Genomic DNA, 22,951 nt, shown 5'->3' with positions numbered 1-22,951 from the left:
CCCGGAGGCGGACGTACGCCGGGAACGGTCCGCCGCGGTACGAATGGCAACGGCCTCCGTCCTCTTCCCGAGGACGGGGGCCGCCGTCATTCACCTGCCGGACGGGCTGTCCCGGAGGTCACCACTGGCCGTCGTTGGCACCGCCGTTGGCCTGGCCCTGGTGGTCGCCGCCCTGGTTCTGCCCCTGGTTGGCCTGCCCCTGGTCCTGGCCCTGGTGGTCGCCGCCGCCCTGGTTGTCGCCACCCTGGTTCTGGCCGCCCTGGTTCTGGCCCTGGTTCTGGCCCTGGTGGTCGCCGCCCTGGTTCTGGCCCTGGTTGGCCTGCCCCTGGTTCTGGCCCTGGTTCTGACCCTGGTGGTCACCGCCCTGGTTCTGGCCCTGGTTCTTGCCCTGGTTGGCCTGTCCCTGGTCCTGGCCCTGGTTCTTGCCGGGGTCGGGCTTGTGCTCCGGCTCCTCCGGCTCCTCGGGCTTCTCGGGGGCCTTGGTCTCCGGCGGCTTGGTCTCCGGCGGCGGGGGCGGGGGCGGCGGCTCCCAGGCGGCCCCGTCCTTGATCTCCAGGTCGAACTTGGCGTCGGAGCCGCCGTCCAGCGCGCCGAGGGTGTAGTCCGCCCAGATCCGGGCCGGGAAGCTGGAGCCGTTCATGCGGCCGCCGCCCGCGGCGCCGGTCAGGGTGGTCTGGCCGGGTTTGTCGGCGTTCTCGCCGAAGATGCCGATCGCGGTGGCCAGCTCCGGGGTGTACCCGGCGAACCAGGCGCTGCGGTTGTTCTCGGAGGTGCCGGTCTTGCCCGCCGCGTGGTACTTGCCGCTGCTGACGGCGCGGCCGGTGCCCTCCTGGACGACGTGCTCCAGGACGGAGGTCACCGTGTCGGCGGCCTGGCGGCTGATGCCCTGGCCGTCCGCCGCGAAGCCCTTGGGCTCGATGGTGCGGTCCTTGTGCTCGGCCGTCTTGACGATCGAGGGGACGACCTTCTTGCCGTGGGCGGCCAGCGAGGCGTACATCGCCGCCATGTCCATGGTGTTGGCCTTCATGGTGCCCAGGGCCATGGCGGGGCTGGCGCCGAAGTCGCCGCGGTCCTGCATGCCCAGCTTGAGCGCGGTCTGCTTCACGTGCTTCGCACCGACGTCCACGATCATCTGCGCGAAGACGGAGTTGACCGACTTGTCGGTGGCCTCCTGGACGTCGATGTCGCCGTACGACTTGTCGTCCTCGTTCTGCGGGGCGTATCCGCCGCCGCCCTCGCCCACCACGGGGCGGCGGCTCTTGCCGCTGTAGATCGTGTTGGCGGTGATCTTCTCGCCGTCCTGGTTCACCGACCCCTGCTCCAGCGCCGCCGCGAACACCGCGGGCTTGAACGTGGAGGCGGGCTGGTAGTCGGTGCGGGTGGCGTTGCTGATCTGGTGCTTGAGGTAGTCCGCGCCGCCGTACAGGGCGACCACCGCGCCCGTCTTCGGGTCGACGGAGGTGCCGCCGGCCTGGACGTTGCGGTCGACCTTCTTCTTGCTCCTGCGGTCGAGCTTGGACTCCAGTTGGCGGTCGACCGCCTTCTCCAGGGCCTTCTGGCGGTCCTTGTCGATGTTGAGCGTGATCGTCCAGCCGCCGGCCGCGAGCTCCTTCTCGGTGAGGCCCTCGCGCACCTTCAACTGCTGCTCGGCCGCCTCGATTAGGTAGCCGGCCTGGCCCTTCATGCCCCGGTTGGGCTGGACGGGCTTGGGCATCGGGAAGGTCATCGCGGCGCGCTCGGCCTTCTGGAGCGCGCCCATCTCGACCATGTTGTCCAGGACGTAGTTCCAGCGCTCCATGACGAGCCGCTTGTTCGTCGGCGTCGCGTTCAGCACGTCGTAGCTGCTGGGCGCCTGGAGCAGGGCCGCCAGGTAGGCGCCCTCCTCGACGGTCAGCTTGTCGGCGTCCTTGCGGTAGTACGCCTGGGCCGCCGCCTGGATGCCGGCGGCCCCGCGGCCGTAGTAACTGGTGTTGATGTACCCGAGGAGGATGTCGTCCTTCTCGTACTTCTGGTCCACCTTCAGGGAGATGACCAGTTCCTTGAGCTTGCGGGTGACCGTCTGCTCGGGCGTCAGGTAGTAGTTCTTGACGTACTGCTGGGTGATGGTCGAACCACCCTGCTTGCCCTTGCCGGAGAAGGTGTTGAGCAGACCGCGCGCGGTGCCCTTGAAGTCGATGCCGTGGTCGTCGTAGAACGACATGTTCTCGGCGGCGACGAACGTCGTCTGGACCTTCTTCGGGATCTTGTCCAGGGAGACGTTCTCGCGGGCGTACTCGCCGCTGCCCGTGCGGGCGATGACCGTCTTGCCGTCGCTGTACTTGTAGACGTTGCTCTGCGTCCTCGCCGAGGCGTTGCCCTCGGGGATGTCGATCGCCATGTACAGCGCGACGAAGGCTCCCATGGCCAACAGGCAGAGTCCGAAGAACGTGCCCAGCACCTTCTTCCAGGTGAAGAGGCGCCGTATGCCGCTCTTCCCGGGAGCCCCCGCCGCCCGGCGGGAACCGCCGGACTGCCGGGCCCTGCGCTCATCCGCTCGACCCATCGGTCAGTCGCTCCGCATCTCAGTCATCACTCGCCACACTCACCGGACATTCGCCGGATCAGCTCAGAAAGCTAACACCGCCGGAAAGGACAAACAGGGGCCGATCGCACCTTTTATGGACGTGACAATCAGCACCTCCCCCTAGGGAACCGACGAACAAGCGTGCCCAAAGGTTGCCAGGCGAGAAGCAAGTTGAGGAAGTGAATCCGAATTGAGGCTTCACGGAAGCGCCCCTCCGGGTTAAAGTGATATCACTCTGCTAGGCACTGTTCGTACGGTGCCGGGCCCGCCGCGCCCAGGCGTCGACGCAGCACAGAAACGGGGACCATGATGACCACCACCGCCCACACCCCCTCCGACAACACACCCGGCGACCTTCCCGACATGCCCGCCCCCCGCGTCACCGAGTTCGCGGCGCACAGCATCGCCGGCGGCCTGGCCCTCCTGCTCGGCCTGGTCGGCGTGCTGGTCGCCGCGGGCCTGATCGTCCTCGGCATCGGGGCCTCCTCCGCGAGCCTGACGGCCACTCTGGTCGTCGTCGGCATCCTGCTCTTCTGCGCCTCGGTCCTCGCCATGAGCGGGCTGAACATGGTCGCGCCGGGCGAGGCCCGCGTCGTCCAGCTCTTCGGCCGCTACCGGGGCACCATCCGCACCGACGGCCTGCGCTGGGTGAACCCGTTCACCACCCGCCACAAGATCTCCACCCGCGTCCGCAACCACGAGACCGCGGTCCTGAAGGTCAACGACGCGTACGGCAACCCGATCGAGCTGGCCGCCGTCGTGGTGTGGAAGGTCGAGGACACCGCGCAGGCCTCCTTCGAGGTGGACAACTTCCTGGAGTTCGTCTCCACCCAGACCGAGGCGGCCGTACGGCACATCGCCATCGAGTACCCGTACGACTCCCACGACGAGGAGGGCCTCTCGCTGCGCGGCAACGCCGACGAGATCACCGAGAAGCTGGCGATCGAGCTGCACGCCCGCGTCGAGGCCGCCGGCGTCCACATCATCGAGTCCCGGTTCACCCACCTCGCGTACGCCCCGGAGATCGCCTCCGCGATGCTCCAGCGGCAGCAGGCGGGCGCGGTGGTCGCCGCCCGCAGGCTGATCGTGGACGGCGCGGTCGGCATGGTCGAGCAGGCGCTCGCCCGGATCTCCGAGCAGGACATCGTGGAGCTGGACGAGGAGCGCAAGGCGTCCATGGTCAGCAACCTGCTCGTGGTGCTGTGCGGCGACCGGGCCACCCAGCCGGTCATCAACACCGGGACGCTCTACCAGTGACCGAGGACACCACCGGAGACGCCGCCGGGAACGCCCCGGGGGACACCGGGGACGCCCCCGCCGGCGAGCCCGCGCCCAGGCCGCGGCGCGAGGCCCGCAAGCAGGTGCTGCTGCGGCTGGACCCCAAGGTGTACGACGCCCTGGCCCGCTGGGCGGCGGACGAACTGCGCAGCGCCAACGCGCAGATCGAGTTCCTGCTCCGCACCTCCCTCACCGAGGCGGGCAGGCTGCCCCGGCACACGGGGCCGATCCCGCGCCGGGGGCGTCCGCCGAAGAAGAATCCGGAACCCGAGGAGAAGTAGCAGGAAAGAGCAGGTGGGAGGCGGTTTCGACCGTCTCCCACCTGCTCTTCGCCCAGCTATGCACTGCGCGTATACGCAGTGTGTATAGTCCTGGGCATGTCCATCAGCCACACGCTGCTCGGCCTCCTGGAGGCCGGCCCCCGCCACGGTTACGACCTGAAGCGCACCTTCGACGAGAAGTTCGGGCACGACCGCCCCCTCGCCTACGGCCAGGTCTACGCGACGATGTCCCGCCTGCTGAAGAACGGCCTCGTCGAAGTCGACGGCACCGAGTCCGGCAACGGACCCGACCGCAAGACCTACGCCATCACCGACGCCGGGATCACCGACGTCGAACAGTGGCTCGCCGCCCCCGAGAAGCCCGAGCCCTACCTTCAGTCGACCCTCTACACCAAGGTCGTCCTGGCCCTGCTCACCGGCCGCCCCGCCGACCGGCTCCTGGACACCCAGCGCTCGGAGCACCTGCGGCTGATGCGCAACCTCACCGACCGCAAACGCCGCGGCGACCTCGCCGACCAGCTGATCTGCGACCACGCCCTGTTCCACCTCGAAGCCGACCTGCGCTGGCTGGAACTGACCGCCGCCCGCCTGGACCGCCTCGCCACGGAGGTACGCCGATGACCCCCGCCGGTTCCCTGCTCGCCGCCACCGGCCTGCACAAGACCTACGGCGCCACCGCCGCCCTCGACGACGCCTCCTTCTCCCTGCACCGCGGCGAGGTCGTCGCCGTCATGGGCCCCTCCGGCTCCGGCAAGTCCACCCTGCTGCACTGCCTGGCCGGCATCGTCACCCCCGACTCCGGCACCATCACCTACGACGGCCGAGAGCTCTCCGCCATGACCGACCGCGAGCGCAGCGCCCTGCGCCGCAGCGACTTCGGCTTCGTCTTCCAGTTCGGCCAGCTCGTCCCGGAACTCAGTTGCGTGGAGAACGTCGCCCTGCCGCTGCGCCTCAACGGCGCCAAGCGCAAGGACGCCGAGCGCACCGCGCTGGCCTGGATGGAACGCCTCGAAGTCGACACCATCGCCGCCCAGCGCCCCGGCGAGGTCTCCGGCGGCCAGGGCCAGCGCGTCGCCGTCGCCCGCGCCCTCGCCCCGGGCCCCCGGGTGATCTTCGCCGACGAGCCCACCGGCGCCCTGGACTCCCTCAACGGCGAACGCGTCATGGAACTCCTCACCGAGGCCGCCCGCTCCACCAACGCCGCCGTCGTCCTGGTCACCCACGAAGCCCGCGTCGCCGCCTACTCCGACCGCGAAGTCGTCGTGCGCGACGGGAAGTCCCGCGACCTGACCCTGGAGTTCACCGGATGAGCGCGCTCGACGACCTGCGGCTGGGCGCCCGGTTCGCCATCAGCGGCGGCCGCGAGGGCTGGATCCGTACGATCCTGACGGCGGTCGGCGTCGGCCTCGGCGTGTCCCTGCTGCTGATCACCGCCGCCATCCCGAACGCGCTCGCCGCACGGGACGAACGGGGTTACGCACGGGGGGAGTTCGCCGGACGCACCGACACGGCCGGCCGGAACACGCTCCTGCTCGGCATCGCGCAGGCCGATTTCCGCGATCTCTCGATCCGGGGCAGGCTGGTGCAGGCCGAGGGTCCGGACGCTCCCGTGCCGCCCGGTCTGACCGCGCTGCCCGGGCCGGGCGAACTGGCCGTGTCCCCCGAGCTCAGGAAACTCCTGGACTCCGACGCGGGCGCGCTGCTGAGGGAGCGCCTGAAGGGCACCGTCACCGCCGTCATCAGCGACGAGGGCCTGCTCGGACCCCACGAGCTCTCCTACTTCCAGGGCACCGACCGGCTCGTCGCGGGCCGCGGCGAAGTCGTCCGGCTCGACGCCTTCGAGGGGGCGTCCCGGGAGGGCCTGGACTCCACCATGATGCTCCTGGTCCTGGTCGCCCTCGTGGTGCTGCTCGTCCCCGTCGCCGTGCTCATCGCGGCGGCCGTGCGTTTCGGCGGCGAGCGGCGCGACCGGCGGCTGGCCGCGCTGCGGCTGGTCGGCGCGGACGCCAGGTCCACCCGGTGGGTCGCGGCGGGCGAGACCTTCGTCGGCGCGCTGGGCGGACTCCTGCTGGGCGGCGGGCTGTTCTTCCTGGCCCGCTCCATGGCCCGGCTGATCACGCTGGAGAGCATCAGCGTCTTCCCGTCCGACCTGGTGCCCGCCCCCTGGCTGGTCCTGCTGATCTGCGGGGCGGTGCCCGCGTCGGCGGTCCTGGTGACGCTGCTCGCGCTGCGGGGCGTGGTCATCGAACCGCTCGGCGTGGTCCGCACCGCCAAGCCGGTGCGCCGCCGGCTCTGGTGGCGGCTGCTGCTGCCGGCGGCCGGGCTCGCCCTGCTGGTGCCGCAGATCCGCCGGGGCGACGCCGGAGGCAACTTCGACCAGTTCCCCGTCGTCGGCGGCACCGCGCTGCTGCTGATCGGCGTCACCGCGCTGCTGCCGTGGGTGGTCGAATCGGTCGTCTCGCACCTCGGCAGGGGACCGCTCTCCTGGCAACTGGCCATTCGGCGGCTCCAGTTGAGCAGTGGTACGGCCGCCAGGGCGGTCAACGGCATCGCCGTCGCGGTGGCCGGGGCGATCGCGCTCCAGATGCTGCTCGGCTCGGCGTCCGGCCGGTACACCACGGACACCAGCGCCGACAAGGCCCGCGCGGACGTCACCGTCGCCATCGACGCCGCCAGCCCCGCCGCCCCCCGGGCCGACCGGCTGGCGGAGCAGCTCGCCGGCATCCCGGGGGTGCGCGTCGCCCTGCGGCTCACCGACACCACCGTCGGTGACGCGCCCAAGGAGTCCCAGCGGATCAACAACGTGACGGTGGGCGACTGCCCGGCGCTGCGCCAGATCGCGGAACTGCCCTCCTGCCGGGACGGCGACGCCTTCCTGGCCGCGGGCGAGGGGACCGCCGGCATCACGCCGGGGAAGAGGTACTACCTCGATCCGGAGGAGGGCACCGGGCAGGGCCGTGCCGTGCCGTGGACCCTGCCCGCCGGTGCGGCGACCGTCCCGGTCAGGGCCGGCGGACTGCGCGACCAGTCGGCGGGCATCCTGGCCACCCCCGGCGCGATGCCGGCCGCGGCCGCCGCCGTCTCCAGCCACAGCATGTACCTCAAGGTCGACCCCGCGGCGGTGGACGCCACCGAGCACGCGCGCAACGCCCTCGCGGCCGCCGACCCGTTGATCCAGGTCTACGGCGTGGCGGCGGAGCGGGTCAACGACCGGTTCGACCAGATCCGGCGGGCCGTCCTCGCGGGCTCGACGTGCGTACTGCTGCTGATCGGAGCCAGCCTGCTCATCTCCCAACTGGAGCAACTGCGCGAACGGCGCAAGCTGTTGGCCGCGCTGGTCGCCTTCGGCACCCGGCGCACCACCCTGGGCTGGTCGGTGCTGTGGCAGTCCGCCCTGCCGGTCGGGCTGGGGCTGCTGCTCGCGGTCGCGGTCGGCTACGGGCTGGGCGCGGTGCTGCTGCTGATGACGGGGTTCCGGGTCGGGATCGACTGGAACGCCATCGGGGCGATGTCCGGCCTGGGCGCGGGAGTCGTCCTCCTCGTCACCCTGCTGAGCATGCCGGCGCTGTGGCGCCTGATGCGGCCGGAGGGCCTCCGCACGGAGTAGCCCCCCGGCCCCGGTCCTGCACCATCCGTACCGGCAGCCCCTCCAGCGCCCCGCGCAGCGCCTGCGCGAACTCGCCGAACTCCGCCGCCCGCGCCGCCCCCGCCCGCATGGCGAGGGCGATGCGGCGGGACGGGGCCGGGTCCGCGAAGTACCCCGTGACCAGGTCGGGGTTGCGGCCCGTCTCCACCTGCACGGCCGTCCGCGGCAGCAGCGTCACCCCCAGCCCGCCCGCCACCAACTGGACCAGGGTCGACAGGCCGGCGGCCGTCGTCGTCACCGGGCCCCCGTCCTCCCGCCCCGCCTCCCGGCACACGTCCAGCGCCTGGTCCCGCAGGCAGTGGCCCTCGTCCAGCAGCAACAGGTGCAGCTCGCGCAGGGCCTCCCGGGGAATGTCGTCCCGCCCGGCCAGCCAGTGCCGGTGCGGCATGACCAGGACGAAGTCCTCGTCGAAGAGCGGGAGTTCGGCCACCCCGGGCACCCCGAGCGGCACCGCCAGCAGGAGCAGGTCCAGGCGGCCCGCCGCGAGCCCCTCCACCAGCGAGGACGTCTGCTCCTCGTGGACCTGCAGGTCCAGCGCCGGATACGCGTCGTGCACCAGCCGCAGGACCGTCGGCAGCAGGTACGGCGCGACCGTCGGGATCACCCCGAGCCGCAGCACCCCCGTGAAGGGCGCCCGGGCGGCCTCCGCCTCCTCCAGCAGGTCACCGACCGCCTCCAGCACCACCCGGGCCCGCACCGCCAGCCGCTCCCCCGCCGCCGAGAGCAGCACCTTGCGGGTCGTACGCTCGACGAGCTGGACCCCCAGGGTCTCCTCCAGCGCCGAGACCGCCCCCGAGAGGGCCGGCTGGCTCATGCCGAGCGCGCCCGCCGCGTCCCGGAAGTGCAGATGCTCCGCGACCGCCACGAAAGCGCGCAACTGCGCCAGCGAGGGCTGCTTCCCCCTGTTTACTACGGCCACTGATAGCCACCTCCGATCGGTAAGACCGAGTCTAGCTATTTCCGCTATCAATGCCCCCTGTGTCACTCTGGGGATCCGTCCACCCCCACCGGAAACCCCTGAAACGGGACTTTCCCTTTGTAGCAAGGAGCGCGCGTGCTCACTGTTGGTGACCAGTTCCCCACGTACGACCTCACCGCCTGTGTCTCCCTGGAGTCGGGCAAGGAGTTCGAGCAGATCAACCACAAGTCCTACGAGGGCAAGTGGCGCGTCGTCTTCGCGTGGCCCAAGGACTTCACCTTCGTCTGCCCGACCGAGATCGCCGCGTTCGGCAAGCTGAACGAGGAGTTCGCCGACCGCGACGCCCAGATCCTCGGCTTCTCCGGTGACTCCGAGTTCGTGCACCACGCCTGGCGCAAGGACCACCCGGACCTCACCGACCTGCCCTTCCCGATGCTGGCCGACTCGAAGCACGAGCTCATGCGTGACCTCGGCATCGAGGGCGAGGACGGCTTCGCCCAGCGCGCCGTCTTCATCGTCGACCCGAACAACGAGATCCAGTTCACGATGGTGACCGCCGGTTCCGTGGGCCGTAACCCGAAGGAGGTCCTCCGGGTCCTCGACGCGCTCCAGACGGACGAGCTGTGCCCGTGCAACTGGACCAAGGGCGAGAACACCCTGGACCCGGTCGCGCTGCTCTCGGGCGAGTAGAACCCGAAGCACCAGCCCGACCGCACGGACCACAGAACGGATTGATCTGACATGGCACTCGACGAACTGAAGTCCGCCGTCCCGGACTACGCCAAGGACCTGCGCCTGAACCTGGGTTCGGTCATCGGCAACAGCGACCTCCCGCAGCAGCAGCTCTGGGGCACCGTGCTGGCCTGCGCGATCGCCTCGCGCTCGCCGCGGGTGCTGCGCGAGCTGGAGCCCGAGGCGAAGGCGAACCTCTCCGCCGAGGCGTTCACGGCGGCCAAGTCCGCCGCCGCGATCATGGCGATGAACAACGTCTTCTACCGCACCCGCCACCTGCTCTCCGACCCGGAGTACGGGACGCTGCGCGCGGGCCTGCGGATGAACGTCATCGGCAACCCGGGTGTCGAGAAGGTCGACTTCGAGCTGTGGTCCCTCGCGGTCTCCGCGATCAACGGCTGCGGCCAGTGCCTGGACTCGCACGAGCAGGTCCTGCGCAAGGCGGACGTCTCCCGCGAGACCATCCAGGAGGCCGTGAAGATCGCCGCGGTCATCCAGGCGGTCGGCGTCACCCTCGACTCCGAGGCCGTCCTCGCGGAGTAGTGCGCGTTGCGCGAAAGGGGCCCACCGGCATGCGATGCCGGTGGGCCCCTTTCCGTACCGCCTCCGCCTACCTCTTGAGCTGCTCCATCAGCGACCGCATGTCCGCCGTCAGGACGTCCTGCCGCACCCCGGACAGGTCGGGCGCCCGCGACGGACCGTCGTCGGCCCCCTCCGGCGGCCGCACCGTGGGCCGCACGTCCAGGGTCAGGACGACACCGCCGTCCAGGACGGCCAGCCGGGCCCAGCCGAACCCGTCCGTCGCGCCAGAGCCGTAGTAGGCCCGGTCGGCCGGTCCCCGTACCTCGCTGAGGGGCAGCTCGTCGGCCAGTCCGGGCGCGTGAAGCGGCGCACGCCTGCTGCGTACGGCGAACTCGGGGCCCGGGTCGGTCTTCCGGTGCTGCTCGACGGAGAGGGTCACCACGTCGACGACCGTGTCGCCGGGGCGCGCCCCGGCGCGGGGCCGCAGGCCGAGGGTGCACTCCAGGGTCACCAGCGCCGGGTCGTGGTGGAAGGACGCGGCGTCCGCAGGCGCGTTCCGGCCGCCGAACTCCGCGGCCAGTGCCGGGACCCGCAGGTCGTCGCAGGCTCCGTGCTCCAGCCGGTACCCGCGCTGGTCCGGGCCCTGGCTCAGGACCAGGTGCACCCCGCCCGCCCACACCGCCGACGCGACGACCGCCCCGCCCAGCGCCCATACCCACGGCAGCCGGGCCAGTGCCCGGAACCGCTCACCGGCGGCGGGCGGTTCCGGGCGCGGCCCGGTGTCCGGTCCGCCGACCAGCTCCGGCTCGGTGATCACGCGATGCCGTCGCCCTTGTCCTGGGCACGGTCCTCCGTCGCCCCGGGCCCCGGGGGGACCGGCTCGCTTCCCGGCGCCGGGGTCGGCGCCACCGCGTGGGCGGTCGCGCCGTGCGGCCCGGGGGCGGCCCGCAGCGCGTTCTCCTTGGAGTAGGCGCGCAGGTAGCCGACCGCCGTGTTGAGGACGGCCACCAGCGGCACCGCCACCACCGCGCCGCCGATGCCGGCCATCAGACCGCCCGCGGCGACGGACAGCACCACCGCGAGCGGGTGAACGCGTACCGCGCGGCCCAGGATGAACGGCTGGAGGACGTGGCCCTCGATCTGCTGCACGGCCAGGACCACGATCAGCGCCATCAGCGCGACGAAGGGGCCCTGCACGACGAGTGCGACGACGCAGGCCAGCGCGCCCGAGATGACCGCGCCGACCAGCGGGATGAAGGCGAAGAGGAAGATCACGACGGCCAGCGGCACGGCCATCGGGACGTCGAGGAAGAAGAGGCCGAGCCCGATGAAGATGGCGTCGATCATGGCCACTATCACCGTGCCCCGCACATAGGCGGTGAGGGTGCGCCAGGCCCGCGGGCCCGCGCCCGCCATGCCGGGACGCGCCTGGGCGGGGACGAGCTTGAGCGTCCACTGCCAGACCTTCTTGCCGTCGTACAGCAGGAAGAGCGTGGAGAACATCGCGAGCAGCATGCCCGTCAGGAGCTCGACGACGACGGTGACGCCCTGGAGTCCGGCGGAGGTGATCTCCTGGACGTTGGTGCCGATGGCGTCGCTGAGGTTCTTGGAGATCTCGTTGATCTGCTTGTCGGTGACGTGGAAGGGGCTGTTGAGGAGCCAGTGGCGGAGGTCCTCGATGCCCTTCTGCACCTTCTCGGTGAGCTCCTGGGCGTTGTCCATGATCTGCCAGACCACGAACCAGCCGATGAGCCCCATGATGACGAAGCCGAGGACGGCGGTGAAGGCCGTGGCGAGCCCGCGCGGCAGGCCCAGTCCGCGCAGCCGCGAGACCGTCGGCTGGAGCAGCGCGGTGACCAGCAGGGAGCCCATGAAGGCGAAGGCGACCAGTTGCACCTGGACGATGATCTGGCCGAGCATCCAGATGACGGCGGCCAGGACCAGGATCCGCCAGGAGGCCTCGGCGGCGACCCGCAGGCCCCAGGGCACCGCGGCGGCGGGTTCGGGCTTGGCGGCCACCGCGGGGGCGTAGTCGGGGGGCGGGGGGACATGGTCGGGCACGTCGACCTCCGGAACGGCCACGGCGTCGGGGTCGGCGTGCGCGCGGGCGCGGCGCTCTTCCAGACGCTCTCCCATGTGGGTCAGCCGGGCGCCGAGCCCGCCGAGCCATCCTGGTGTCTTCGACATGATGTTTCCTCTTCCCCCCACGACTCCCCCCGGAGTTGGCGGACGACCGAACCGTACACGTGCGGAGCCCCCCACCGTAGGACGGTGGGGGGCTCCGCGGAGTTGAGTGCCCGGGGGGACGTGTACCCGGGTTCGGCGCTCCTAGTAGTAGTGGTTGTTCTGCCAGAACGACCAGGCCTCGCAGGGGCTGCCGTAACGGACGTTCATGTAGTTCAGACCCCACTTGATCTGCGTGGCGGGGTTGGTGCGCCAGTCGGGCGCGACCGAGGCCATCTTGGAGCCCGGGTTGGACTGGACCAGGCCGTAGGCGGCCGAGGTCGGGTTCTGCGCCTGGTAGTTCCAGGTGGACTCGCGGGTGACGATGTTGCTGAAGCACTGGAACTGGCCGGCCGGGACGATCTGGCGGGCCATCGCCTTGACCTCGGCGACGGTGTACGAGGACTTCTGCTCGAAGGAGACCTCGCCGGTGTCGCGGGAGGAGCGGTTCGCGACCTCTTCGACCTGCTCGCGCTCCTTCGCCTCCTTCTCCGCCTTCTCGGCCTTCTCCTTGGCGGCCTTCGCCTCGTCGGCCTTCTCCTTCTTGGCCTTGGCGTCGGCGGCGGCCTTGAGACGGGCGGACTGCTCGGCCTGCGTCTTGGCGGCTTCGTCGGCGGCGGCGGCCTGCACGTCCGCCTGCTGCGCCACGGCGGCGGAGGCGACCTGCGCCTGCTGGCCGACGGGGATGTCCGCGAGGAGAGTCGTGTCGGCGGCGGCTGCCTCGAAGTTGTTGTCGCTCGACGACTGCACGTCGCCCGATGCGACGCCCACGACGGCGCCGACTGTGGTGACTGCGGTGGCCGAGGCCACTGCGAATCCCCGAACCGAGATCCGGCTCACACGGTTTCCTTCCAGCAGCGTCCGGCCGGTGACCCTCGCGGACGCAATCGCACCCCTGGCGCTGTCCTCCCTACGTGCTGTGTCACGGGAGGCTCGGACCCGGTGGGCAACTCCCGGGGGAGTGCTCCGTGTTACTCGGGCGGCATACGGCGCTGTCTGTTGATTTGTGTGGTGTCGCACCTGTGGAGGTGCGGGTGTGCCGTATGCGGGGCCTGACGGAAGCAAGACTCTGCCGGAAGATCGGGCGGACAATCAATTCTTCGGTGCGTGTGAAAGGTCACATCGGTTTCGGGACGGCGGATTCGTGGAACCCCGGGCGCACGAAAGCGCCGTCCGGCTAGGATCACCCGCTTCCCGCGGGCTGTGCCGGACGGCGCCGTGCCGCCGCTCGGTGCGACGGATGGTCAGATCTGGCCGTCCTCCAGCATCTCGGTCACGAGGGCCGCGATCTGCGAGCGCTCGGAGCGGGTGAGCGTGACGTGGGCGAAGAGCGGATGCCCCTTCAGTTTCTCGACGACGGCGACCACTCCGTCGTACCGGCCGACCCTGAGGTTGTCGCGCTGCGCGACGTCATGGGTGAGCACGACCCGCGAGTTCGCCCCGATCCGGGACAGCACCGTCAGCAGGACGTTCCGCTCCAGCGACTGGGCCTCGTCCACGATCACGAACGCGTCGTGCAGCGACCGGCCCCGGATGTGGGTGAGCGGCAGCACCTCCAGCATCCCGCGGCCGAGCACCTCCTCGATGACCTCCTTGCCCGCGACGGCGGAGAGGGTGTCGAAGACGGCCTGCGCCCACGGCGACATCTTCTCGGACTCGGACCCCGGCAGGTAGCCGAGCTCCTGCCCGCCGACCGCGTACAGCGGCCGGAAGACCATCACCTTCTTGTGCTCCTGGCGTTCCAGGACGGCCTCCAGGCCCGCGCACAGGGCGAGCGCGGACTTGCCGGTGCCGGCCCGGCCGCCCAGCGAGACGATGCCGACCTCGGGGTCGAGCAGCAGGTCCAGCGCGATCCGCTGCTCCGCGCTGCGCCCGTGGATGCCGAAGGCCCCCCTGTCTCCCCGTACGAGACGGACGTTGCCGTCGGCCGTCACCCGGCCCAGCGCCCTGCCGCGTTCCGACTGGAGCACCAGCCCCGTGTGGACGGGCAGGTCGGCGGCCTCGGGGACGTACACCCGCTCCTCGCTGAAGAGCAGGTCGACCTGGTCGGCCTCCAGGGTGAGTTCGGACATTCCGGTCCAGCCGGAGTCGGTGATGGCCAGCTCGGCGCGGTACTCCTCGGCGAGGAGGCCCACCGAGGAGGCCTTGATGCGCAGCGGCAGGTCCTTGGAGACGACCGTGACGTCGTACCCCTCGGCCTGGAGGTTGCGTGCGACGGCGAGAATCCGTGAGTCGTTGTCCCCCAGCCGGTAACCGGCGGGCAGGACGCCGGGGTCGGAGTGGTTGAGTTCGACCCGTACCGTCCCGCCGAGGTCCCCGATCGGGATCGGGGCGTCGAGGCGGCCGTGCCGGATGCGGTAGTCGTCGAGCAGGCGCAGGGCCTGCCGGGCGAAGTAGCCGAGTTCCGGATGGTGCCGCTTGGCCTCCAGTTCGGTGATGACCACGATCGGCAGCACGACTTCGTGCTCCTCGAAGCGGGTCATGGAGCTGGGGTCGGCCAGCAGGACGCTGGTGTCGAGAACGTAGGTGCGCCTGTCGGGAAGGCGGCGCTTAGAGCTGTTCACCACGGAAGGACGTACCCCCTCGTACTGAGGTTGGGGTGCGACGACGTCGCGGGCGGAGGGGCCGGAGCCGGCCGCGATGCGCGGGCCGGTCGCCGGCCCTCCACGTCGCCTGCGCGTGAGGTGCGCGAGCGTCCTGGTGCAAAGGGCCTCCCGGGCGGGCGACATCCAGTCGCCCACTTCGGATTTCGGCGTCCGTGGACCGGACGCCGACCTGGAAGGGGTATTCCCTCGAACATGCGCCGCCATACCTGGCCGTGGCCGGGACGGATGACGCATGTCCGCTACGTCAGGGGGGTACGGGACGCGGTCAGGAACCGTAACGCCGGTGCCTGGCCGCGTAGTCGCGCAGGGCGCGCAGGAAGTCGACCTTGCGGAAGGCGGGCCAGAAGACCTCGCAGAAGTAGTACTCCGAATGGGCGCTCTGCCAGAGCATGAAACCGGACAACCGCTGCTCACCGCTGGTGCGGATGACCAGATCCGGGTCGGGCTGGCCGCGCGTGTAGAGGTGTTCGGAGATGTGCTCGACGTCGACGATCTCGGCGAGCTCCTCGAAGGAGGTGCCCTTCTCGGCGTGTTCGAGGAGCAGCGAGCGGACCGCGTCGGCGATCTCCTGGCGGCCGCCGTAGCCGACGGCGACGTTGACGAGTATCCCCTTGTTGCCCGACGTCGACTGCTCGGCCTCCTTGAGGACACCCTGCGTTCGCGCGGGAAGGATGTCCATGGTGCCGACGTGGTGGACGCGCCAGCGGCCGTCGGCGGCGAGGTCGCGCACCGCGCCCTCGATGATGGACAGCAGGGGGGTGAGTTCGGCCTCGGGGCGGTCCAGGTTCTCGGTGGAGAGCATCCAGAGGGTGACGACCTCGACATCGGTCTCCGCGCACCAGCCGAGGAGTTCCTGGATCTTGCTCGCGCCGGCCTTGTGGCCCTGCTCGGTGGTGCCGCCCGCCGCCTTCGCCCAGCGTCTGTTGCCGTCGAGGATGACGCCGATGTGCTTGGGCACCTGGGCGTGGTCGAGGCGGCCCTCCACCCGGCGTGCGTAGAGCCGATACACCAGGTCGCGCAGGTTCACAGCGGTTCCACCCTCTCGTGTTCCCCGGGGCCCGGAAGTCTGCGGTCTGCCGTGGTCCCGAGCGGGTCACCTTACTGCGCACGGGCCACACCGGCCCAACCCGGTCTGTCACAAGTACGTACGTGATAGGGAGGGGAACCGTGACTGATGACTCCCCGCACTACCGCGCGTCCGACGACCGTTACGACACGATGGAGTACCGACGCTCGGGCCGCAGCGGCCTGAAGCTGCCGGCTGTCTCCCTCGGGCTGTGGCACAACTTCGGCGACGACCGCTCCCTCGACTCGCAGCGCGCGATCCTGCGCCGCGCCTTCGACCTCGGGGTGACCCACTTCGACCTGGCGAACAACTACGGTCCGCCGCCCGGCTCGGCCGAGTTGAACTTCGGCAAGATCTTCGCGCAGGACTTCGCCCCGTACCGCGACGAGCTGATCGTCTCCACCAAGGCGGGCTACGGGATGCACCCCGGCCCGTACGGCGAGTGGGGCTCGCGCAAGTACCTGCTGTCCTCGCTGGACGCGTCCCTGAACCGGATGGGACTGGACTACGTCGACGTCTTCTACTCGCACCGCTTCGACCCGGACACCCCGCTGGAGGAGACGATGGGCGCGCTGGCGTCCGCCGTCCAGCAGGGCAAGGCGCTGTACGTCGGCGTCTCCTCGTACACCAGCGAGCAGACCGCCGAAGCGGCCCGCCTGCTGCGGGAGATGGGGGTGCGCCCGCTCATCCACCAGCCGTCGTACTCGATGATCAACCGCTGGACGGAGGACGACGGCCTGCTGGACACCCTGGAGGAGGCGGGCATGGGCTGCATCTCCTTCGTGCCGCTCGCCCAGGGCCTGCTGACGAACAAGTACCTCAAGGGCATCCCGGAGGGCTCGCGCGCGACCCAGGGCAAGTCCCTCGACCCGGACCTGCTGAGCGAGGAGGTGGTGCGCCGGCTCAACGGGCTCAACGACATCGCCTCCCGGCGCGGCCAGTCGCTCGCCCAGCTCGCGCTCTCCTGGGTGCTGCGGGACGAGCGGATGACGTCGGCGCTCATCGGGGCGTCCAGCGTGAGGCAGCTGGAGGAGAACGTGGCGGCGCTCGGGGCTCCGAAGCTCACCGAGGCGGAGCTGAAGGAGATCGACTCCTTCGCCGTCTCGACCCCCGGCACGAACATCTGGGCCGGACGGGGCTGACGGGGCCACCGGGCTCGCCGGGGCCGCGGAGACAAAAAACGGGCCGGTCCGTGGGGGGGATACGGACCGGCCCGAGGGGGGGTTTCCACCATAACCCTTCGTGAGTGATGTCGTGCACCAGGACGCGAATAATTACTCTCCGAAGTCGGCACTGTGCACGGTGCAAAGTACCGAATCCCTTGCGGCGTATGGCATCGGAGCCCTTTCGGCGGGCGGAAATCCGCTCCTCGGGTTTCCCCCGTCGGGGTGTCGGCCGGTTCACCGGATTGACGTTTCTGCACCGTCGCGCGCGACGGGCCCCTTCCGGCGCAGGAGCGTGATCCCGTCGTCCTGGGCGACGACCCGGTATCCGTACGTCTTCTGTGCCCGTGCCAGCTCCTCCTGTTGCCGGTGCGGCGGGTACGGCCAGTGCCCGTCGGGCAGCGGCCAGGCCGGGTGGGGGCGGCTGTCGTGCAGGATCCACTCGCTCATGGGCGGCGGGGGCGTGCCGTCGGTGTCGTAGAGCCTGCCGGGGATCGGGTAGCCGGGGAAGAGGACGACGGTGGTCCGGGAGACGAGCTGCGGGACGAGCCGGTTGGAGGCGGCGACGGTCGCCCCGTCGGGGATGCGGGCGAGCAGCGCGCGGGCGGCGTGGACGTGGCCGGGGGTGTGCCAGGTGTCCTTGCGCAGCACGAGGCCGAAGGGGAAGGAGGGGAGCAGGACGAGGGTGACGGCGAGGACGGTGGCGAGCGAGGCGCGCAGATGGCGCGCGGCCAGGGGGTTGTCCTTGGTCCCGTCCGGGGAGAACGGGCCGAACCTGCCGTAGGGCGTGAGGGCGTCGATCGCGGCGGCGAAGACGATCGGCATGAGCACCGCGCTGTAGTGGAACGCGGTCTCCCAGTGGTAGTCGTGCCGCGACAGCAGCCGCCAGCCGAGGGTGGGCAGGGCGAGCAGGGCGATCGGCGAGCGGAGGGCGAGCAGGGCGGTCGGCGCGAAGACGAGGACGAGGGTGACGGCCTTGACCTCGGGGCGCAGGGCGTCGAGCGGGGCGGCGGCGAGGGTCATGAGCAGGGACCCCCGGCCGCCTTCCGCCACGTACTCGCCGTAGGCGTACGTTCCCGATGGGCTGAGGGCGGGCAGCAGCAGCTTGGTGATGACGAGCGTGCCGAGGACCCCGCCCAGCAGGGTCGCGAACCCGAGCGTGCGCCGCCCGCGCCAGACCAGGTACCCGCCGAGCGCGGCCAGGGTGAGCCCCAGGTCCTCCTTGACGAGCAGCAGGGGTGCGGCGAGGAGCACGGCCCGCTCGTGGCGTCCCCGCCCGAGGGCCTCCAGGGAGAAGGCCAGCAGGGGCACGGCAAAGGCCACTTCGTGGAAGTCGAAGGCGACGGTGGAGGCGATGCCCCAGCTCAGCCCGTACCCGAGGGCCACGGTGTGCAGCGCGGCCCGTCCGAGCACCCGCCCGGCCCACCGGGCGAGCGGCACCACGGCGAGGGCGAGCAGGGCGGCCTGGGCGAGCAGGAGGGTCTCGGCGGCGGGGAACACCCGGTAGAGGGGGGCCAGGACGGCCAGGATCGGGTGGAAGTGGTCGCCGAGGAGGTTGACCGTGCCGCCCTCGCCCTTCAACGGGACGTACGGCAGCCGCAGTCGGGAGTACGCCTGGACGGCCTGCTCGAAGATGCCGAGGTCGTAGCCGGTGGTGCGCAGGAGCTGGTGCCGCCGCACGGAGAGGGCGCCGTACAGGACGAAGAGGGCGGCGCTCCAGGCCCAGGGGGCGGCTCCTCGTGCCCTTCGGCGCACGGCCACGGGCACGACCCGGACCGACGCCCGGTCAGGGGTCGTCCGTGTTGTTCGCATTGTCCACATATGCGGAGGTTAACCACTGGGGGTGCGGCCCCGTCGGAGCCGCACCCGCCGCCGCGTCGGCCGTCACCGCGCCGCCCGTCACCGTGTCGCCCGTCACCGCTGCGCGGGCCCCGCTCGGTACCGGGGGCCTCGCTCAGTACCGGGGGACCTCGCTCGGTGCCGGGGGCCCTGCTCGGTATCGAGGGGCCCGGCTCAGTACCGCAGGGCCGCCGCGATGCCGCCGGTCTCCGTCAGCGAGCCGTCCGGTACGAACGTCACGTCGCCGTCGGCGTCGAGCACCATCTCCGCCAGCGAGTCGACGACGTCGTCCTCGACCCCGTCGCCGACGCCCTGGCCGCTCTCGCCGCCGCCTCCGCCGCCTCCGTCGCTGGCCTCGTCCACGATCACGAGCGCGGCGCGGGGCGCGCCCTCGACCTCCTCCACCCGGGCCGAGACCCGCACCGACTCCTCCACCACCAGGTGCCCCACGCGGCCCTCGCGCGCCGCCTGCCAGCAGTCCTGGACCCCCGCCGCGTACCGCTTGCCGCTGCGGGCCGCGTCCAGCGCCTTCAGGGCCTCCTCGGCGTCGATCGCGGCCAGCGAGGCGCGGGCCGGGGCGAGCTGCTCGACCAGTTCGGGGGCGGTCGCCTGGAGCAGGCCGCCGACCTCCAGGTCCGCCGCCAGCACGGCCTTGTGCCGGGACAGCTCGCGGAAGGTGACGACGTGCTGCCGCAGCCCGACGACCACCACCGGAAGCGCCGCCTCCTGGAGCAGCGGGGTGAGCCGCCGGTCGGCCTCGGTGAGCATGTTGCGGAAGTCCTGCTCCTCGCCGTGGCCGCCCTCGCGGTTGGGCGGACCGTCGCGCTCCACGCCGGAGGAGATCACCGGGAAGCCGCTCTCCGCCTGGTCGATCTCGTGCAGTTCGTAGCCGACGCCGTGCCAGAGCCGGACCTCGCCGGTGCTGAGGAGCAGCGCGAGGTAGGGGATCTGCCGGGCGGAGGCGGCGACCAGGTTGCGGGTCAGGTACGTCTCGCCGATCACGACGCGCTCCGGGACCGTCGAGCTGACCAGGTACGTCCGGGCCTCGTCGGCGGAGGCGAAGAGGACCAGGCCCTCCAGGAAGTGCTCGGGGTCGAGCTCGTCCACCGCCTCGCTCAGGTTGCCCGTCACGGCGGCCGCCTGCTCCTTGCTCACCTGCGGGTCGGCGGCGAGCCGCTTCTCGGCGTCGGCGAGGAGGTTGCGCAGCCGGATGTGGTCCTGCTGGTTCTCGGGCCGGTGCCGGTGGGTGGGCAGGGTGAGGGAGACGGCCGGGTAAGGCCGGGGGCGGCGCAGTTCGGCAAGCAGGTCGGAGGCGTCCTCGTCACTCATGGGCACTCCACTCGGGATGGCGGTCGGGCAGGGCACAACTACTCCAGGCAATTTCTCACGATTGGCCCCGTTCCGCCCGTGCGCGGCGTCCGGCCTCAGCGCGCCCCGAGCGCTCCGAGCAGGACGCCCGCCCAGGCCCCGGCGATCATGAACGGCCCGAACGGGAACTGCGACTTCCGGCTGCCGCGCCCGGTGACGATCAGCCCGAGCCCGTACAGCGACCCGAGGAGGAACCCCGCGAAGGTCCCGGTGAAGAGCACGGGAAACCCGTACCAGCCCAGGGCCGTCCCGGTCACCAGCGCGAGCTTCACGTCACCGAACGCCATGCCGTCGGGGTTGATCAGATGGAGCAGCAGATGGGCGGCGCCGAGCCCGGCCCCGCCCAGCAGCGCGCCGAGCCAGGACCCGCCGTCGCCGGGCAGCAGCTCCGCGAGGCCGAGCAGCACCGCGCCCGCGGCGGCGAGCGGCAGGGTGAGGACGTCGGGCAGCCGCCGCACCCGCAGGTCGACGGCGGCGAGCAGCAGGACGAAGGGCGCGAGCAGCAGCCAGACCCCCAACTCGGGCCGCGGCCCGGTGGCGGCGGCGAGGGCGGCGCAGGCGAGGGCGCAGAGGAGGACGTAGGGGAGGGTCCTGGTGTGGTTCCTGGTGCGGGTCGCGCTGTGGGGTTCGCCGTACGTCGTGGAGCCGACGGCGGTGCGCAGCGGCGCTCCGCCGCCGCGCCCCTCCTCGCACCGCGCGCACCGCCCGGTGCCGGCCCATCCCCGGGCGAACCCGGTGAAGGGGTGACCGGCGGGGCAGGAACTGCGCCAGGGCTCTCCGGGCTCGACGGAGAGCCGGTGGGCGGCACGCGGCAGGAGCAGTCCCGTCGCGGCGCCCCAGAGGGCGGCGAGGGCGATCACGGTGGCGAACACCCGCCCCACCCTAGGCGCGGCCCTCCCTCGGGTCATGGGCCCGTGGACCCACTCCCCCCGGCACGGCGGCCTGTGGCTCGTACAGTCCGGGCTCCCCCTGGCACGGGCGGCCCGGGGCTCGTACAGTCCGGGCATGGGACGGCAGGGGCGTTACGAGGACGGTCACGGCGCCCTGCACATCGACGGCCTCCCGGCCCCCGTCCCCCTGGAGATCGCCGCCTCCGCGCGCGCCCGCTCCCGGGGCCTCCTCGGCCGCACCGGCATCGAGGGCGCGCTCCTGCTGACTCCCGCCTCCGGCATCCACACCTTCCGGATGCGTTTTCCGCTGGAGGTCGCCTACCTGGACCGGGACCTGCGGGTCCTCGCCGTCCGGCTCGCGCCCCCGAACCGGCTCCCGCTCCCCCCTCTGCGCACCCGGCACGTCCTGGAGGCGGAGGCGGGGGCGCTGACGGGGTGGGGGGTGCGTGCGGGCACCCGTGTGCGGGTCGCCGACGCCACCGCCCCGCGGCGCGAGTGACCCCGGTCCACGACTCCGTCAGCTCTCCAACTCGCGCCGCAGCTTGCGGCGTTGCAGCAGACCGGGGTTGCGGACGTAGACGCCGCCCATGCCGCCGCTGCCGGTGACCCGGACCAGCGGGGTGCCGGGCCGCTGCTCGCCCTTGGTCTTGTTCCAGAGGCCGCCGACGCCGGGGTGGACGCCGTCGGTGTCGACGCCCCAGCCCTCGGGGACGACGAGGGTGACGGGAGCCACGGAACCGTTGGTCTCCACCTCGATCACCTTGTGCCGCACGGAAGTTCGGGTGAAGTCGAGGGTGACGCCACCCATGCCGCCGTGGGCGACGATGCGCGCCGGCACCTTCCACGCGCCGACACGGGACTGCCCGTGCACCCCGCCCTTGATCACCAGGGGCTCCCCGGCGGGGAGGCCCTGCGCCGGAATCACGTCCTCGACCAGCGGCGCGAGCTCGGCGACGGTCTTGGCGGTCAGGGCGAGCCCGAGCCGCTCGTCCAGCTCCTCCATGTCGAGCCGCCCCTCGGCGGCGGCCTCCCGCAGTTGCTCGACCACCTCCTCGCGGTCGGCGTCGGAGGCACGGAGCGGACGGCGGCCGGGTTCTGAGGTCATGAGCCGATGATACGAAGCACGGTGTGCCGCGGCACGGTGTATAGGTTGCCGGTGGATGCACCGCGTGAAGAGATGAAGAGGTACGTGTGATGAAGTCCCGGAGGATCTGGGTGGGGGCGGCCGCGGCCGCGCTGCTGCTGACGGTGTCGGCGTGCGGCGGCGGGGACTCCGACGGCGCGGACGGCAAGGGCGGCGGGTCCGCGCAGGCGGGGCTGTCCGACCCGGCGGCCCCCTTCAAGGACGTACCGTCGCTGGACGGGGCGCTGCTGCGGGCCAAGGACCTGCCGAAGGGCTGGGCGGAGGACAGGCAGGGCGACAACGGCGGGATCAAGGCGCAGGCGGCGGCCTGTGAGGGCCCGTGCAACGGCCTCACCCATGAGGGCGTCGGCAACTACACGGACGCGTCCGGCGCGTTGGTCGGCACGAGCGTCAAGTCCTACGGCAGCAAGGCCGCCGCCGAGGCGGGGTACAAGGCGGAGACGAAACTGGCCTCCGACGCCACGGCGGAGAAGGGCCCCGCCGTGGGCAACGTCTCCGCCTACGTCAAGTCCGGCGAGGACGACGAGAGCGCGCTGCGGGTGGTGCACTTCCGGGTGGGCCCGGTGGTGGTGGCGGTCTCCCAGGAGTACCGCAGCAAGGACACGGCGGGCCTCTCGGAGTTCGCCACGAACCAGGCGGCGCGCATCGAACGCGCGCTCAAGGGGGCATAGCGTCCACGGCGTCCGCGCCCCGCCCGGGGCGCGGGGAACC

General features: G+C 71.6%; 21 protein-coding genes. 10 read left to right on the top strand and 11 right to left on the bottom strand.

What is annotated here, in order from left to right; genetic code table 11:
- Positions 1-118: 118 nt before the first annotated feature.
- Positions 119-2,542: a transglycosylase domain-containing protein gene (locus ACZ56L_RS20910; protein ID WP_471065531.1), complete on the bottom strand. Its 2,424-nt coding sequence runs from the start codon at positions 2,540-2,542 to the stop codon at positions 119-121.
- 327 nt (positions 2,543-2,869) lie between these two features.
- Between ACZ56L_RS20910 and ACZ56L_RS20905 the strand changes: the two genes are divergently transcribed.
- The 5 genes from ACZ56L_RS20905 to ACZ56L_RS20885 all read left to right on the top strand — a co-directional run bounded on the left by ACZ56L_RS20905 (position 2,870) and on the right by ACZ56L_RS20885 (position 7,729).
- The gene (locus ACZ56L_RS20905; protein ID WP_471065529.1) at positions 2,870-3,820 is read left to right on the top strand and encodes an SPFH domain-containing protein; all 951 of its coding nucleotides are present in this window, start codon (positions 2,870-2,872) and stop codon (positions 3,818-3,820) included.
- Entirely contained in the window at positions 3,817-4,122 is a 306-nt protein-coding gene (locus ACZ56L_RS20900) for a type II toxin-antitoxin system antitoxin (protein WP_471065527.1), read from the top strand. The genes ACZ56L_RS20905 and ACZ56L_RS20900 overlap by 4 nt, the downstream gene beginning before the upstream one ends.
- A gap of 96 nt (positions 4,123-4,218) precedes the next feature.
- Complete coding sequence (locus ACZ56L_RS20895) at positions 4,219-4,743, top strand: PadR family transcriptional regulator (protein WP_345228663.1); 525 nt, start codon at positions 4,219-4,221, stop codon at positions 4,741-4,743.
- Positions 4,740-5,432, top strand: coding sequence for an ABC transporter ATP-binding protein (locus ACZ56L_RS20890; RefSeq protein ID WP_345228664.1), 693 nt, complete (start codon positions 4,740-4,742; stop codon positions 5,430-5,432). The genes ACZ56L_RS20895 and ACZ56L_RS20890 overlap by 4 nt, the downstream gene beginning before the upstream one ends.
- Positions 5,429-7,729, top strand: coding sequence for an ABC transporter permease (locus ACZ56L_RS20885; RefSeq protein ID WP_471065524.1), 2,301 nt, complete (start codon positions 5,429-5,431; stop codon positions 7,727-7,729). Before ACZ56L_RS20890 ends, ACZ56L_RS20885 begins: the two co-directional genes overlap by 4 nt.
- On the opposite strand, the gene ACZ56L_RS20880 is transcribed toward ACZ56L_RS20885, so the two are convergent.
- Complete coding sequence (locus tag ACZ56L_RS20880; protein WP_471065522.1) at positions 7,665-8,687, bottom strand: LysR substrate-binding domain-containing protein; 1,023 nt, start codon at positions 8,685-8,687, stop codon at positions 7,665-7,667. The genes ACZ56L_RS20885 and ACZ56L_RS20880 overlap by 65 nt on opposite strands.
- A 135-nt stretch (positions 8,688-8,822) precedes the next feature.
- Between ACZ56L_RS20880 and ACZ56L_RS20875 the strand changes: the two genes are divergently transcribed.
- Both ACZ56L_RS20875 and ACZ56L_RS20870 read left to right on the top strand, forming a co-directional pair.
- Entirely contained in the window at positions 8,823-9,377 is a 555-nt protein-coding gene (locus tag ACZ56L_RS20875) for a peroxiredoxin (protein WP_345228668.1), read from the top strand.
- A gap of 51 nt (positions 9,378-9,428) precedes the next feature.
- Positions 9,429-9,962 (top strand): alkyl hydroperoxide reductase, encoded by a 534-nt coding sequence (locus tag ACZ56L_RS20870; protein ID WP_345228669.1) that lies wholly within the window; start codon positions 9,429-9,431, stop codon positions 9,960-9,962.
- Positions 9,963-10,029: 67 nt separating this feature from the next.
- Here the strand turns inward: ACZ56L_RS20870 and ACZ56L_RS20865 are convergent, their stop codons facing one another.
- The 5 genes from ACZ56L_RS20865 to ACZ56L_RS20845 form a co-directional block, all read right to left on the bottom strand.
- Positions 10,030-10,758 carry a hypothetical protein gene (locus tag ACZ56L_RS20865; protein ID WP_471065520.1) on the bottom strand — a complete coding sequence of 243 codons (729 nt, stop codon included), beginning with the start codon at positions 10,756-10,758 and terminating at the stop codon, positions 10,030-10,032.
- Positions 10,755-12,128 carry an AI-2E family transporter gene (locus tag ACZ56L_RS20860; RefSeq protein ID WP_471065518.1) on the bottom strand — a complete coding sequence of 458 codons (1,374 nt, stop codon included), beginning with the start codon at positions 12,126-12,128 and terminating at the stop codon, positions 10,755-10,757. Before ACZ56L_RS20860 ends, ACZ56L_RS20865 begins: the two co-directional genes overlap by 4 nt.
- 141 nt (positions 12,129-12,269) lie before the next feature.
- On the bottom strand, positions 12,270-13,004 hold the full coding sequence (locus ACZ56L_RS20855) for an aggregation-promoting factor C-terminal-like domain-containing protein (RefSeq protein ID WP_446697197.1): 735 nt from the start codon (positions 13,002-13,004) through the stop codon (positions 12,270-12,272).
- Between the two features lie 404 nt (positions 13,005-13,408).
- A complete protein-coding gene (locus ACZ56L_RS20850; RefSeq protein ID WP_401756390.1) occupies positions 13,409-14,731 on the bottom strand; it encodes a PhoH family protein in 1,323 nt (440 codons plus the stop codon).
- Between the two features lie 304 nt (positions 14,732-15,035).
- On the bottom strand, positions 15,036-15,797 hold the full coding sequence (locus tag ACZ56L_RS20845) for an isoprenyl transferase (protein ID WP_189820801.1): 762 nt from the start codon (positions 15,795-15,797) through the stop codon (positions 15,036-15,038).
- 140 nt (positions 15,798-15,937) lie between these two features.
- Between ACZ56L_RS20845 and mgrA the strand changes: the two genes are divergently transcribed.
- Positions 15,938-16,978, top strand: a complete 1,041-nt coding sequence (gene mgrA / locus ACZ56L_RS20840; RefSeq protein ID WP_345228674.1) for an L-glyceraldehyde 3-phosphate reductase — start codon at positions 15,938-15,940, stop codon at positions 16,976-16,978.
- A 258-nt stretch (positions 16,979-17,236) separates the two neighbouring features.
- Here the strand turns inward: mgrA and ACZ56L_RS20835 are convergent, their stop codons facing one another.
- The 3 genes from ACZ56L_RS20835 to ACZ56L_RS20825 form a co-directional block, all read right to left on the bottom strand.
- The gene (locus ACZ56L_RS20835) at positions 17,237-18,760 is read right to left on the bottom strand and encodes a DUF2079 domain-containing protein (protein WP_471065515.1); all 1,524 of its coding nucleotides are present in this window, start codon (positions 18,758-18,760) and stop codon (positions 17,237-17,239) included.
- Between the two features lie 252 nt (positions 18,761-19,012).
- Positions 19,013-20,167 carry a baeRF3 domain-containing protein gene (locus ACZ56L_RS20830; protein WP_401756397.1) on the bottom strand — a complete coding sequence of 385 codons (1,155 nt, stop codon included), beginning with the start codon at positions 20,165-20,167 and terminating at the stop codon, positions 19,013-19,015.
- Between the two features lie 95 nt (positions 20,168-20,262).
- The gene (locus tag ACZ56L_RS20825) at positions 20,263-21,078 is read right to left on the bottom strand and encodes a prepilin peptidase (RefSeq protein WP_471065513.1); all 816 of its coding nucleotides are present in this window, start codon (positions 21,076-21,078) and stop codon (positions 20,263-20,265) included.
- A gap of 133 nt (positions 21,079-21,211) precedes the next feature.
- On the opposite strand from ACZ56L_RS20825, the gene ACZ56L_RS20820 reads away from it, so the two are divergent.
- On the top strand, positions 21,212-21,595 hold the full coding sequence (locus ACZ56L_RS20820) for a DUF192 domain-containing protein (protein ID WP_345228678.1): 384 nt from the start codon (positions 21,212-21,214) through the stop codon (positions 21,593-21,595).
- Positions 21,596-21,613: 18 nt separating this feature from the next.
- Here the strand turns inward: ACZ56L_RS20820 and ACZ56L_RS20815 are convergent, their stop codons facing one another.
- Positions 21,614-22,201, bottom strand: coding sequence for a DUF1707 SHOCT-like domain-containing protein (locus ACZ56L_RS20815; RefSeq protein WP_471065511.1), 588 nt, complete (start codon positions 22,199-22,201; stop codon positions 21,614-21,616).
- Positions 22,202-22,290: 89 nt separating this feature from the next.
- On the opposite strand from ACZ56L_RS20815, the gene ACZ56L_RS20810 reads away from it, so the two are divergent.
- On the top strand, positions 22,291-22,911 hold the full coding sequence (locus ACZ56L_RS20810; protein ID WP_345228680.1) for a hypothetical protein: 621 nt from the start codon (positions 22,291-22,293) through the stop codon (positions 22,909-22,911).
- Positions 22,912-22,951 lie beyond the last annotated feature (40 nt).

The organism is Streptomyces sp. NPDC039736, from assembly GCF_055596485.1.
Note: the sequence above shows the minus strand (reverse complement) of the source record. Positions and strands in the feature narration are given on the sequence as shown.